The organism is Shinella sp. GW835-FHT14H05 (assembly GCF_058793575.1).
This window is the reverse complement of the sequence record NZ_JBXAFY010000010.1, coordinates 163,052-175,862: the sequence shown is the minus strand read 5'-3', so window position 1 is coordinate 175,862 and position 12,811 is coordinate 163,052. Positions and strand designations below refer to the sequence as shown.

The 12,811-nt window shown below is 64.4% G+C and carries 11 protein-coding genes; 2 read left to right on the top strand and 9 right to left on the bottom strand.

All coding sequences use genetic code 11. The features are described from left to right. Nucleotides 1-21: 21 nt before the first annotated feature. From AC1Q6Z_RS25580 to AC1Q6Z_RS25545, 8 genes are all read right to left on the bottom strand, one after another. Nucleotides 22-219 carry a twin-arginine translocase TatA/TatE family subunit gene (locus tag AC1Q6Z_RS25580; protein ID WP_256116053.1) on the bottom strand — a complete coding sequence of 66 codons (198 nt, stop codon included), beginning with the start codon at nucleotides 217-219 and terminating at the stop codon, nucleotides 22-24. A gap of 42 nt (nucleotides 220-261) precedes the next feature. Continuing rightward, nucleotides 262-1,365, bottom strand: a complete 1,104-nt coding sequence (locus AC1Q6Z_RS25575; protein ID WP_492649715.1) for an ABC transporter ATP-binding protein — start codon at nucleotides 1,363-1,365, stop codon at nucleotides 262-264. Between the two features lie 62 nt (nucleotides 1,366-1,427). Beyond that, entirely contained in the window at nucleotides 1,428-2,108 is a 681-nt protein-coding gene (scpB, locus tag AC1Q6Z_RS25570) for an SMC-Scp complex subunit ScpB (RefSeq protein WP_492649739.1), read from the bottom strand. A 35-nt stretch (nucleotides 2,109-2,143) separates the two neighbouring features. Further along, nucleotides 2,144-2,944, bottom strand: coding sequence for a segregation and condensation protein A (locus AC1Q6Z_RS25565; protein WP_492649738.1), 801 nt, complete (start codon nucleotides 2,942-2,944; stop codon nucleotides 2,144-2,146). Between the two features lie 70 nt (nucleotides 2,945-3,014). After that, the gene (nagZ, locus tag AC1Q6Z_RS25560; protein ID WP_492649714.1) at nucleotides 3,015-4,034 is read right to left on the bottom strand and encodes a beta-N-acetylhexosaminidase; all 1,020 of its coding nucleotides are present in this window, start codon (nucleotides 4,032-4,034) and stop codon (nucleotides 3,015-3,017) included. 105 nt (nucleotides 4,035-4,139) lie between these two features. Next, the gene (locus AC1Q6Z_RS25555) at nucleotides 4,140-7,454 is read right to left on the bottom strand and encodes an SPOR domain-containing protein (protein ID WP_492649713.1); all 3,315 of its coding nucleotides are present in this window, start codon (nucleotides 7,452-7,454) and stop codon (nucleotides 4,140-4,142) included. Between the two features lie 63 nt (nucleotides 7,455-7,517). Beyond that, entirely contained in the window at nucleotides 7,518-9,278 is a 1,761-nt protein-coding gene (argS, locus tag AC1Q6Z_RS25550) for an arginine--tRNA ligase (protein ID WP_492649712.1), read from the bottom strand. Between the two features lie 37 nt (nucleotides 9,279-9,315). Next, entirely contained in the window at nucleotides 9,316-10,536 is a 1,221-nt protein-coding gene (locus AC1Q6Z_RS25545) for a deoxyguanosinetriphosphate triphosphohydrolase (RefSeq protein ID WP_492649711.1), read from the bottom strand. 218 nt (nucleotides 10,537-10,754) lie between these two features. On the opposite strand from AC1Q6Z_RS25545, the gene erpA reads away from it, so the two are divergent. Beyond that, nucleotides 10,755-11,087: an iron-sulfur cluster insertion protein ErpA gene (gene erpA, locus AC1Q6Z_RS25540; RefSeq protein WP_327506890.1), complete on the top strand. Its 333-nt coding sequence runs from the start codon at nucleotides 10,755-10,757 to the stop codon at nucleotides 11,085-11,087. A 30-nt stretch (nucleotides 11,088-11,117) separates the two neighbouring features. Beyond that, nucleotides 11,118-11,909 (top strand): exodeoxyribonuclease III, encoded by a 792-nt coding sequence (gene xth, locus AC1Q6Z_RS25535; RefSeq protein ID WP_492649737.1) that lies wholly within the window; start codon nucleotides 11,118-11,120, stop codon nucleotides 11,907-11,909. Nucleotides 11,910-11,928: 19 nt separating this feature from the next. Here the strand turns inward: xth and exoR are convergent, their stop codons facing one another. Continuing rightward, nucleotides 11,929-12,732, bottom strand: coding sequence for an exopolysaccharide production regulator ExoR (exoR, locus tag AC1Q6Z_RS25530; RefSeq protein WP_435265411.1), 804 nt, complete (start codon nucleotides 12,730-12,732; stop codon nucleotides 11,929-11,931). Nucleotides 12,733-12,811: the final 79 nt, after the last annotated feature.

The window sequence follows — 12,811 nt, the reverse complement described above, 5'->3', positions numbered from 1 at the left end:
CCGCCCGCGGCCAAACGCCGGTCACTTGACCTCGTCAGCCTTGTGATCGACGGTCTTCGCCTTGTCAGCGGCGGCCGCTTCCTCTTCGGACATGCCCTTCTTGAAATTCTTGATGCCCTTGGCGACATCACCCATCAGTTCCGGAATCTTGCCGCGGCCGAACAGCAGCAGCACAACCACCAGAACGATCAGCCAATGCCAGATGCTGAAAGAACCCATTCCCGTAACTCCCTTTCGAACTCGAACCCCGATGTAAGACGTTCAGGCGTCTTTTTCAAACACTAGTATGTCGCGCTGGTTAGCCGAAAGCGTGACGTCGCGCAATCCGGCCGCCAATTGATCGGCCCTGACGCGCGCCCGAACCGGCCGATCGGTGCCCGGCACGGCGAGATCCAGCAGCTCGACCACGCCGAGAAAGCGCCGCGACAGGATGCGCGCCGGAATGTCGCCGCCGGTTTCCATGACGTGCAGGCCCGACAGGCGCACCGCGACATGCACCTTCTGGCCGTCCGAAAAATCCTTGCCGTCAGCATTGCCGAGCGGCGTTTCGACGACGCCGCCGCGCACATGGCCGGGAAATTCGTTGATTTCGGAGAAGAAAGCGGCGGCAAAAATGTTTTTCGGGCGAAGATAGAGCTCTTCCGCCGTGCCCACCTGTACAAGGCGGCCGTCCTTCAGAAGCGCGATCCGGTCGCCCATGCGCATCGCCTCCTCGGCATCATGGGTCACGACGATGGCGCTGGCGCGGGAATGGCGCAGGATCGCCAGCGTGTCCGCCCGGATCGAATCCTTGAGGCGCGAATCGAGGCCGGAGAACGGCTCGTCCATCAGCAGGACCGAGGGCCGCGGCGCAAGCGCACGGGCAAGCGCCACGCGCTGCTGCTCACCGCCGGACAAGACATGCGGAAATTTCTGGGCATAGTGCGACAGTCCGACGCGGTCGAGCGCCACCAGCGCCTCGGCCTCCGCTTCCGCCCGCGGCAGGGCCGTCAGGCCGAAACGCACATTTTCGAGCACCGACATATGCGGGAACAGCGCGAAATCCTGGAACATCAGCCCGACGCCGCGCCGCTCCGGCGGCAGGAAGGTGGTCGGGCCGGCGATCTCGCGATCGTTCAGCAGCACGCGGCCGGCGCTCTGCGCCTCGATGCCGGCGGCGATGCGCAGCAGCGTCGTCTTGCCGGAACCGGAGGGACCGAGCAGGCAGAGAACCTCGCCGGGTTCCGCCGTCAGCGAGATGCCGCGGATCGTCTGCTTGTTGTGGTAGCTGTGGTGGATATCCTCAAAGGACAGGCGTGCGCCGAACATCACCGCCGATGCCCGTCTCGTCTCGATACCGTTGGAGCCTGACGGGTCCGAAGCCATTTCCGAAGTCTTTCAAGTCGCTGGCCCAATCGCCGACGACCGGTGCCGACGATAAGCTTCGTCTATTCGTCTTCTTTTCCGCCCGGTGTCAAGAGACCGAGTTCTTCGAGGTCGAGCTGGGTGATCGGGTCCTCGTCTTCCGCCAGTTCGTCCTCGCGAAGCGGCATGGGCACCTGGAAATTGGCGGGGATGCGGCCAGTCAGCAGGCCGGCGCCCTTCAGCTCTTCCAGCCCCGGCAGGTCGCGCAGGTCTTCGAGGCCGAAATGATCGAGGAAATCGCGCGTCGTGCCGAAGGTGACCGGGCGTCCCGGCGAGCGCCGGCGGCCGCGAAAGCGCACCCAGCCCGCCTCCATCAGTACATCCAACGTGCCCTTGGAAGTCTGCACGCCGCGGATATCCTCGATTTCGGCGCGCGTGACCGGCTGGTGATAGGCGATGATCGACAGCACTTCGAGCGCGGCGCGCGACAATTTGCGCAGCTCCGTCTCGTCGGTGCGGATGACGAAAGAGAGATCCGGCGCGGTGCGGAAGGCCCAGTTGTCGTCCATCTGCACGAGGTTGACGCCGCGCCCGGCATAAAGCCCCTTCAATTCGCGCATGACATGCAGCACGTCGACCCCGCGCGGCAGGCGCTCGGCGATATACGCCGCAGAAACCGGCCCCGCGGAGGCAAAGACCAGGGCTTCGGCAATGCGCGCGGCCTCATGCAGCCGGCGCGGATCGACGATCGTGCCGCCATCCACATCGTGCGGTGCGTCGTCCTCGCCTTCGATCACGCTCACGGCCCCCCGTCCTCGTCGCCTTCGGGGTTCGGCCCGCGGCGCAGGTAGATCGGCTGGAAGGCGCCGTCCTGGCGAAGCTCCAGCCGCCCTTCCCGCACCATTTCCAAGGTCGCGGCAAAGGCGCTGGCGATTGCCGTGGTGCGGTCAGCCGGGTCGGTCAGGTAGCGCAGCATGAAATGGTCGAGCGCCGTCCAGTCCTCGAACTCGCCGACCAGCAGCGACAGGATGTCCCGCGCCTCGGCGAGTGACCAGACGGTGCGCTTCTCGATGGTGACCTGAGTGATGGCATGGCGCTGGCGCAGCGAGGCATAGGCGTTGAGCAGGTCGTAGAGCGAGGCCTCGAAGGTCGAGCTTCGTTCGACCGGGATATGTTCCGGCATGCCGCGGGCGAAGACGTCGCGGCCTAGGCGGTTGCGGTTGACAAGCCGGGTCGCGGCATCGCGCATCGCCTCCAGCCGCTTCAGGCGGAAGGCGAGGCTTGCCGCCATCTCCTCGCCAGAGGGACCGTCGTCCTTAGCCTGCCGCGGAATCAGCAGGCGGGATTTGAGATAGGCGAGCCAGGCCGCCATGACGAGATAGTCGGCCGCAAGTTCGATGCGGATTTTTCGCGCCCGGTCGATGAAGACGAGATATTGCTCGGCGAGCGCCAGCACGGAGATGCGGGTGAGATCCACTTTCTGCGTGCGGGCAAGGTGCAGGAGAAGATCGAGCGGGCCTTCGAAGCCGGCGAGATCGACGACGAGGCTCTCCTCGGAAAGCCCCCGCTCCTCGCCGCCCTCCTGCCACAGGTCGTACATCGGCGCATCCGCACCGCGACCCTTCTTCTGTGGCTTCGGCCCCGTTCCCTGCACGTCGCCCCTCTAGTGTTTAAGCCACCGCGATCATCGCGTTGAACTCTTCGCGCAGCGCTTGCTCGTCCGCCCCATCCGGCGTCGGGAAGCCTGCGCGCACCGCATTCGCCCGCCGCAGGCTGTCGCCCGTGAGCGGCGGCACGTTTTCGGTCACCGCAATCATTTCGCCCATGATGCCATGGCAATGCAACACCATGTCGAGCCCTGCGGCGATGATTCCCCGGCTTCTTGCAGCAATATCGCCTTTCAGCGCGTTCATCGACACGTCATCGGACATCAGGAGGCCATCGAAGCCGATATGGCCGCGGATGATCTCGCTCACCACCTTGGCCGACGTCGTCGCCGGATTGTCGCCGTCGATGGCGGTGAAGACGATATGCGCGGACATCGCCATCAGCTCGTCCTTCATGCGCCGGAATGGCACGAAGTCGCAGGCTTCCAGCTCTTCACGGCTCGCATGCACCACCGGAAGGTCGTGGTGCGAATCGACCATGGTGCGGCCGTGGCCCGGAATGTGCTTCATGATCGGCAGCAGGCCGCCGGCCTTGAGGCCTTCCGCCGCCGCCTTGCCCATCACCGAGACGATCTCCGGTTCCTGGCCGTAGGCGCGGTTGCCGATGACATCGTGCACGCCCGGCACGGCGACGTCGAGCACCGGCAAACAATCGACATTGATGCCGAGGCGCAGAAGATCGAAGGCATGCAGGCGCGACATCAGCCAGGCGGCGCGCAGCCCCTTCTCCGCATCCGCGCGGTAAATCGCGCCAAGCGCTGCGGCATTCGGATATTGCTGCACATGCGGCGGCTTTATGCGCTGGACGCGGCCGCCCTCCTGGTCGATCAGCACCGCGATGTCGCTGCCGCCGCCGATGCAGTCACGCATCTCGGCCGTCAGGTCGGCCACCTGCGCCGGCTCGCCGATATTGCGGCCGAAGAGGATGAAGCCCCAAGGCCGCTCGCTGCGGAAGAAAGCCTTTTCGTCGGCGGTGAGGCTCAGGCCCTTGCAGCCCGAAAGGAAGGATTTCGATTCGCTCATGTCCGCAATCTTAGAGGTTCGATTTGGAAAGACGAAGGGTTGCGCCTTCGCGGGAATCAAAGAGGCGCGGACCTGCCGCGCCTCTTCAGAAAATCGTTGCCAGCCTCAGCGGGTGACGAGGCAGCTGCCGCCCGCGCTCTTGTAGCGACTGCAGAGCGAGTTCGCCTCTTCGCGCGAGCCGACGGGAATGCGCACACGGAAGAATGTGCCCTTGTTGGGGATTTCCGCCTTCTTGATATCCACGCCGCGGCCGCCGATGACGCTCGAGAATTTCGAGGACAGCGAGTTGTAGCTCTTCTGCGCTTCGGCTTCCGAAGGCAGCGAGGCGATCTGGATCACATAGCTGCCGGGGGCGACGGCTGCGACCTGCGTCTGTTCCGCCGTCTGCTGGGTTTCCGCTGGCTTCGCTTCGGCAGTCTGCGTGCCAGAGACATTGCCGTTTTCGGTGACGGTCCCGACGACGGTGACCGGCTGGTCGATCGGGCGGGTTTCCGGAACCGGCGCGTTGCCGTCCGTCGAGGTGTCCGTCGCGCCGATCGTCGTCGTCTTCACGGTGCGCACCGGCGCGGTGTCGTCGACCTCTGCATCCGCCACTTCGGCGAGCGCGGAGCGCGGCTGGCCTTCGCTTGCCGCCTGTTCGGCGCTGAGCGAGGCATCCGCATCGATCGTCGCATTTGCCGTCGCGACGGCTTCGCCAGAGGCACTGCCGGTCGTTGCGGTGGCCTTGGCATCGATATCGGCCGTTTCGACCACCGGCTCGGTGACCGTTTCCTCGCGGGCGACCAGCGTGCCGTCCGGCTTGACGATCATCGTCTTGACCTTGCGCGGCGAGACGAGCGGCTTATTGCCGCCTTCCGCCGTTGCTGTCTGGGGCTCGTCGACGCCCGGCAGCAGACGGTTTTCATCGTCTGCCTGGATGACCGCTTCGACGCCGTCTTCCGGACCGTCGAACGGCAGGGTCTCCGGCGTCAGCGTGCGCTGCACGACGTCGACCGGCTCTTCCGTCGAGGTGACGAGCTGTTCCTGCTGCGGCGTGGCGGCAGCGTCGCCGGCCACGCGGTCGTAGACGGCCTTGTCCTGGTTCGGAACGGTCTTGCCGCCCTTTTCCTCCGGCACGATCTTCACCGGGGTCTTGTCTGCAAGGATGACGCGCGGCTCGCCGGAACCGGCCGTGCCGCCGGTAAAGGCGGTCCAGGCGTAGACGCCGCCACCGCCGACCAGCAGAAGGGCCGCGATGGAGGCCGCGATCAGCAGGCCGCGGCGCGGGCGCGCCTGCTCGTCGTCATACCCGTCACCGGTATAGAGCGTGCTCGCCTGGCCGGGATCGACCGGGATCGCCATGCGCTCCGGCTGGCTCAGCGAGCGGCGGAAATCCTCTTCCAGCGCGCGCTCGAAATCGTCGACGTCGTTGATCTGCGCCGTCGGCTGGGCGACGGCCGCGGCAACCGCGCCGGCGGCAACACCCGCCTGCAGGTCTTCCGTGCGCGCCTTGGTAGACGGCTCGGTGAAGAGCTGCGCCATTTCCGCGTCGATGTCGAAATCATAGTCCGGCTGGTAGACCGGTGGCTTTTCCTTCTCGATGACCGGAAGCTGCGGCACGTCGAGTTCGGTGACCGGCGAGACGCCCTCGTCCGTATCGGCAATCATCGCGGGGTCGAAGGGCAGCGCGCCATCGGCCGTCTCGGTGATGATGGGCTGCGGCGCGGTATAGGTGGAGACCGGAACGGCGACGGCGGGTTCGCGGCGCACGGGCGTCACAACCTCGACCGGCCTTGCGACCTCGGCCTTCACCTCCTCATTCACCGGCTCGTCGTCCAGCGAGAAATCGGAAAGATCCAGGTCGATATCGGACAGGTCGAATTCCAGGTTCTCGAAATCGAGGTCCGGCTCGGCGGCAACCGGGGTCGGCATCGCGACCGGCTCCTGGCGGGTCTCGACGATCGGGCTCTGGACAGGCTCGAAGACTGGTTCGCGAACGGTCTCGATGAACGGCGTCCGCGCCGTCACGGCAACCGGCTGGCGGTGCTCGACAACCGGCTGGCGGTGCGCGACGGGCGTCGCGCGGCCGAAGATGGAGGAGAGGCCGCCGGTGGTACGCGGCGTCGCCGTCACGGCGGCAAGCGAGGAGCGGGTTTCCGGCACGGGATAACGCTCGACCTCGGCCAGCAGCGCATCGCGGTCGTAGTTCTGGCCCGGCTCGACGGATTCGACCCGGTAGTCGGGCTCGGCTTCGAGCGTGGGTTCTTCGGCCTGCCATTGCGTTTCGGCTTCCGCCACCGCACGGGCGCGGTCCTCGCGGTTTTCGAAGGGCATTTCGGCGACGAAGTGCGGCTCATCGCGGGCATAGACCGATTCGGCATGGAACGGCTCGGCATCCTCGCGGACAGCCTCGTCAGGCATCCAGCCGTCAAAATTCGGCTCGCCGTCGGCTTCCACGGTCACCGGCAGCGGTTCGACGAAGGAGGCTTCGGCGCTGTGTTCGCGCGGCGCGCGCTCTTCGGCCAAAAGATCGTCGGCAAAACCGTCGCCGATCGAAAGCTCCAGTTCGCGCTCCAGGTCGAGGCCGACATCGTCGAGCGGGTTTTCGTCCGCGGCGTTCGGCTGGAAGCCGAGGAAGGCCGGCTGGCGCTCGTCGGCGCTGGTGCGCTCGGGAATATAGGTTTCGACGACCGGCTCGCTGCGCTGTTCGAAGCGCGGCTCCAGCCTTTCGACGAATTTCAGGCCCGCATGCGCCGTCGGCTCGGCCTCGACGGCGGGCACGTCTTCATGCACGGCCGTTTCAAGCTCGTCGGCCAGCAACAGAGCGGGATCGAAGTCCAGTTCCGGCTCAGGCTCGGCCGGCCGGACATCGGCAATGAGTTCTTCTTCAACAGGAGTCGGCTCGACCACCGGCGCTTTAAAGGCGGGCTCGCGATATTCGACCTCGCTGAGCGTGGCGCCGTACTGCGGATCACCGACGATCAGCGCATCCTCGAAAGACGGCTCGATCGCCTGCTCAGTGACGGACGGCTTTTCGAAGGAAGGCTCGCGGTTACCAACATCGCTCGCGACGACGTCGCGCGTCGGCACTTCGTCGAGAACGGCATCGCTCTCTTCGACAACCGGCTCCGGTGCATCGAAAACGGGCTCGACATGGCGCAGGGCTGCGCGCTCGGCGACGACCGGCTCGACCGCGACGCGGCTCGGCGTGTCATATTGCTCGAAAGCGCGCATCAGCTCGTCTTCAAGGGCGAGCACGGGGTTGTCCCGTCGCGGCACAGTTTGCGCGGCGTCGGCAACCGGTTCGGAGGAAGGCTTGCGGACGTCCTGAAGCGGACGCGGCTCGTAGCCGACGAGACGGGCAAGCTCGGCCAACGGATCGTCGTCCGCCAGGAGATCCGTGTGAGCGGTTCCGCTTCGCGCGAAGTTCTTCTCTGCCATACTGCTTCCCACTTACAAGCTACAAAAACGCGTTTGCCAGCTTATTGTGGGGAAATGGTGACGTTATCGCATTTCGTCCGGGGCGGCCGTGCCTGTAATCGACAGGCCGGACTTAAGAACAGACGCGACAGCATTCACCAGCCCAAGTCTGGCAATACTCAATTCTCTATTTTTATCGTTAACAAACCGTAATTCCGGTTGCTCTTTGCCTTTATTCCAATGCGCGTGGAAAGCACTGGCAAGATCATAGAGGTAAAAAGCGATGCGGTGCGGCTCGTGCGCCAGTGCCGCGCCCTCGATGACGCGGGGATATTCTGCCAGCTTTGCGAGAAGCTGCAACTCGCTAGGATCAGCGATATTGCCCTCGATCGAGGCCGCGAGATCGAGCGAACCGATGTCAAGCCCCGGAAACGCCTCGGCCGCCTGGCGGAACACCGACATGCAGCGCGCATGGGCATACTGCACGTAGAAGACCGGATTGTCCTTGGACTGCTCCGTCACCTTGGCGAAGTCGAAGTCGAGCGGCTCGCTGTTCTTGCGATAGAGCATCATGAAGCGCACGGAATCGCGGCCGACCTCGTCGACCACGTCGCGCAGCGTGACGAAGTCGCCGGAGCGCTTCGACATCTTGACCGGCTCGCCGTTGCGGAACAGCTTGACGAGCTGGCAGAGCAGCACCGTCAGCTTCGCCTTACCTTCGGAAACGGCGCGCGCGACAGCCTCCAGACGCTTGACGTAGCCGCCATGGTCGGCGCCGAGCACATAGATCATTTCGTCGAAGCCGCGGTCGAACTTGTCCTTGAAATAGGCGACGTCGGCGGCGAAGTAGGTATAGGAGCCGTCCGACTTGATCAGCGGACGGTCGATATCGTCGCCCACTTCCGTCGAACGGAACAGCGTCTGCTCGCGGTCTTCCCAGTCTTCCGGCAGCTGGCCCTTCGGCGGCGGCAGCACGCCCTTGTAGACATGGCCCTTGAAGGTCAGGTCGTTGATCGCCGTGCGGATCGGCGCGCCGTTGCCGGCATGCAGCGAGCGTTCGGAATAGAAGACGTCGTGGTGGACGTTGAGCGCGGCCAGATCCTCGCGGATCATCGCCATCATCGCGTCGATCGTCCTGTCCTTGACGAGCGGCATCCACTGGTGTTCCGGCATGGCGCGCAGCGTCGTGCCGAATTCTTCCGCCAGCGCCTCGCCGACCGGCTTCAGGTAATCGCCCGGATAGAGGCCCGACGGAATATCGCCGATCGCCTCGCCCAGCGCTTCGCGGTAGCGCAGGAACGCCGAGCGGGCCAGCACGTCGATCTGCGAGCCGGCGTCGTTGATGTAATATTCCTTGGTCACCGCATAGCCGGCAAAGCCCAGCAGGTTGGCGAGCGCATCGCCCACCACGGCACCCCGGCAATGGCCGACATGCATCGGGCCGGTCGGGTTGGCGGAGACATATTCCACATTCACCTTGCGCCCGGCGCCGAGCGAGCCACGGCCATAGTCCGTGCCCTGCCGGATCATGCCGGCCAGCAGCGCCTGCCAATAGGCGACCGAAAGGCGCACGTTGATGAAGCCCGGCCCGGCGACGGCGACCTCGGCCACCTGCGGGTCCTTCTTCAGCTGTTCGACGATGAGGTCGGCGAGTGCGCGCGGATTGAGGCCGAGCGGCTTTGCCAGCACCATGGCGGCATTGGTCGCGACGTCGCCATGGCTCTGATCGCGCGGCGGTTCGACGCTGATGCGGCCGAAATCGAGCTCGGCGCGCTTCTCACGGACGATTTCAAGTCCTTCGAGTACGTTTTTGATTCTGTTGTCGAAGTCTGTAAAAAGGTTCATCTCATCCATCCGCGCGAAGCGATCCGTGGGCGGCTGACTATCGCAATTCCGGGGTATGGTCAAACAGCCGGCGGTGCGTGCTGATGGCGTAGTTGTCGGTCATTCCCGCGAGATAATCGCCGACATGACGGGCGCGCGCCGATTCCGGCATGGTCGAAATGCGGTCCACCCAATAGTGCCCCTGCATGAGCTGCGGGTCGTCCATATAGGCGTGATAGAGGTCCGTCAGGATGGAGGCCGCATTGGCGCGCACACGCATCACCTCCGGGTGGCGATAGATGCGGGAAAACAGCAGGCGCTTGATCTGCTTGTCGGTGACGGCCATCTCGTCGGTGAAGGTCGCAAGCACCCGGCGCGCCTTGCGCACGTCCTCGGCACTTTCCGGGCGCTCCGCGCGGATCGCCTGCTGCGCATAGCCGATCACGTCCTCCACCATGGCGGTGATCTGGCGGCGCATGATCTCGTGGGTGAAGCGCGAGGCTTCGAGGTCCGGATAGCGCTCGCGCACGTCGCGCATCAGTTTTGCGAGGAACGGCACGTCCTCCAGCATCTCGAAGGTCAGATAGCCGGAGCGCAGCCCGTCGTCGATGTCATGAGTATTGTAGGCGATGTCATCGGCGATCGCCGCGACCTGCGCCTCCAGACTGGCATAACTCGCCAGTTCCAGGTCGTGCACAGCGCAATATTCGAGGATCGGCCGCGGCACGTCGTCGCCGTGCGTGCATTCTCCCGTCGGGCCGATCAAAGGTCCATTGTGCTTGACGAGGCCCTCCAGGCTTTCCCAGGTGAGGTTCAGCCCGTCGAAGTCGGCATAACGCCGCTCCAGCTTGGTGACGATGCGCAGCGATTGCGCATTGTGGTCGAAGCCGCCGAAGGGCTCCAGCACCTCGTGCAGTGCATCTTCGCCGGTGTGGCCGAAGGGCGTGTGGCCGAAATCGTGCACCAGCGCCACGCCTTCGGCGAGGTCCTCGTCGAGTTTCAGCGCCCGCGCCAGCGCACGGGCAATCTGCGCCACCTCGATCGTGTGGGTCAGCCGCGTGCGGTAATGGTCGCCATCGGCGGCGATGAAGACCTGTGTCTTGTGCTTCAGGCGGCGGAAGGCCGTGGTGTGCACGATGCGGTCGCGGTCGCGCTGGAAGTCCGACCGCGTGGGGCTTTCCGGTTCCGGATAAAGCCGCCCGCGGGTCGCCCAGGGGTCGGAGGCATAGATGGCGCGTTGCCCCGCGCCGAAACCCAGCGCATGTCTGTCCAGTGTCATTCGTCACCTGCATTCACGCCGCCCATTGACGCGGCCGCAATGCCTTCATACCTATAGTGTGCACAGCGGCAAGTCCGGCTGCAAGAGAAGCGTGAAATGCAAGCCTTTTCAGGGATTTGCCCAAGACGCTCCGCAGCCGCCCCTGCCATCGGCAACGAAGTCGCCATCTGTGCGACAGAGCGATTCTCTCCGGATCTTGACCCCGGCAGGAGGCAGACATGAACGACAAGTCCGTAAGTATTTCCGACGCCGCCGCAAGGCGCATCGCGTCGATCCTCAATTCCTCGCCGGAAAAACAGGCGTTGCGCGTCTCCGTGGAAGGCGGCGGCTGTTCCGGCTTTTCCTATAAATTCGACCTCGTCGAGGACCAGCAGGACGACGACCTGGTGCTCGAAAAGGACAAGGCCAAGGTGCTGATCGACCAGCTCTCCCTCGTCTACATGGACGGGTCGGAGATCGACTTCATCGACAACCTGCTCGGCCAATCCTTCCAGATCAAGAACCCCAACGCGGTCGCAAGCTGCGGCTGCGGCACCAGCTTCTCGATCTGAACCAACGAATCACAGGACCCCCGCATGCCGATGAAGATTGCCACCTGGAACATCAACGGCGTGCGGGCGCGCATCGACAATCTGGTCGCGTGGCTGAAGGAATCCAATCCCGACATCGTCGCGTTGCAGGAAATCAAGTCGGTCGACGAGGCCTTTCCGCGCGGCGAGATCGAGGCGCTCGGCTATCACGTCGAGACACACGGCCAGAAGGGTTTCAACGGCGTCGCGCTGCTCTCGAAGATCCGCCCGGACGAGGTGAACCGCGGTCTGCCCGGTGGCGAGGGCGACGAACAGGCCCGCTTCATCGAGGGCGTGTTTTCCGTCGAAGGCGGCGTCATCCGCGTCTGCTCGATCTACCTGCCGAACGGCAATCCGCCGGACGATCCGGTGAAATATCCCTACAAGCTTTCCTGGATGGACCGGCTCGTCGCCTTTGCTGAGGACCGGCTTGCGCTCGAAGAGCCGCTCATTCTCGCCGGCGACTACAATGTTATTCCCGAGCCGCACGATTGCTGGGACGTCAAGGTCTGGGAAAAGGACGCGCTTTACCTGCCCCCGACCCGCCAGGCTTTCCGCCGGCTGGAAAATCTAGGCCTGACGGATGCCGTTCGCGCCACGTCGGACGCGGTGCCGCTCTATACGTTCTGGGATTACCAGGCAGGTTGCTGGCCGAAGAATTTCGGCATCCGCATCGACCATCTCATGCTGTCGGCCGAAGCCTCGGACCGCCTCGTCTCAACGGCGGTCGAAAAGCATGTGCGCGCCTGGGAAAAGCCGTCCGACCATGTGCCGGTCGTGGCTGTGCTCGATTATGCGGCCTGAGGCAAAAACCTAAAAGGTCTTATTCGTCCGGATTGAAGCGGATGCTCTGCGCGAGCGCTACGCCCTTGCGGCGGTCTTCCTCGCTTGCGACGGAGAAGGCTTCTTCCTGCGTCGCCTGCAGCCAGGCACAGTCCTTCGGCGGGCAGTGATCGAGGGCCGCGGTCATGAAGGCGAGGCCGCGGGCCGCCTGGCCTTCCTGGAAGAGGATGTTGCCGAACAGGCCCATCGCGCCGGCATGGCCATTGTTGCGCGCCCGGTTCAGCCACTTCTTGGCCTGGTGCACGCTGGCACTGCCGCCCTCGCCCGAGAGCATCATGCGGCCGAGCTGGAACTGCGCTTCCGGAATACCGAAGGCCGAGGCTGCCTGAAAATAGAGCTGGCGGGCCTGGGTCATGTCGACCTTCACAGGGCTATCCGGAATGCCGCGGCGATAGTAGCTGGCGAGCGCGATCAGCGCATTGGCGAAGTAGCCGGTATCTTCCGAACCCGGCTCGACGCCGGCCTGGGCGATCTCGCTGTAGATCTTGAAGGCTTCGAGGTCGTTCTCCGGCACGCCGTCGCCATCGGCATACATATTGGCAAGCGCCCAGCGCGAGCCGGTATGGCCCTTTTCCGCCGCATAACGATAAGCCTCGATGGCGTCTTCCTTGCGACCCTTCTTGTAGGAGAAGAAACCGAATTTGAAGAGGTCGAAGGGACCGCTTTCCCTGCTGACGCCGGACTGGGGATCGAATGCGAGGGCCTGTGATGCCGCTCCAAAGGAGAGCGAAAGGCAAAGACCCATTACCACTATTTTCATCGGCGACAACTCGGACTTGGGCATCACTTCTACAATTCCGTGCCCAGCCTGGTTCGCTGTGCCAAACCGGAATCGCACGGGTCTCGTGCGGATTTCCGGCAAC

Coding starts and splice junctions, on each gene's coding strand:
- AC1Q6Z_RS25580 (WP_256116053.1), bottom strand. CDS start 219: ATGGGTTCTTTCAGCATCTGGCATTGGCTGATCGTTCTGGTGGTTGTG.
- AC1Q6Z_RS25575 (WP_492649715.1), bottom strand. CDS start 1,365: ATGGCTTCGGACCCGTCAGGCTCCAACGGTATCGAGACGAGACGGGCA.
- AC1Q6Z_RS25565 (WP_492649738.1), bottom strand. CDS start 2,944: ATGTACGACCTGTGGCAGGAGGGCGGCGAGGAGCGGGGGCTTTCCGAG.
- nagZ (WP_492649714.1), bottom strand. CDS start 4,034: ATGAGCGAATCGAAATCCTTCCTTTCGGGCTGCAAGGGCCTGAGCCTC.
- AC1Q6Z_RS25555 (WP_492649713.1), bottom strand. CDS start 7,454: ATGGCAGAGAAGAACTTCGCGCGAAGCGGAACCGCTCACACGGATCTC.
- argS (WP_492649712.1), bottom strand. CDS start 9,278: ATGAACCTTTTTACAGACTTCGACAACAGAATCAAAAACGTACTCGAA.
- AC1Q6Z_RS25545 (WP_492649711.1), bottom strand. CDS start 10,536: ATGACACTGGACAGACATGCGCTGGGTTTCGGCGCGGGGCAACGCGCC.
- erpA (WP_327506890.1), top strand. CDS start 10,755: ATGAACGACAAGTCCGTAAGTATTTCCGACGCCGCCGCAAGGCGCATC.
- xth (WP_492649737.1), top strand. CDS start 11,118: ATGAAGATTGCCACCTGGAACATCAACGGCGTGCGGGCGCGCATCGAC.
- exoR (WP_435265411.1), bottom strand. CDS start 12,732: ATGCCCAAGTCCGAGTTGTCGCCGATGAAAATAGTGGTAATGGGTCTT.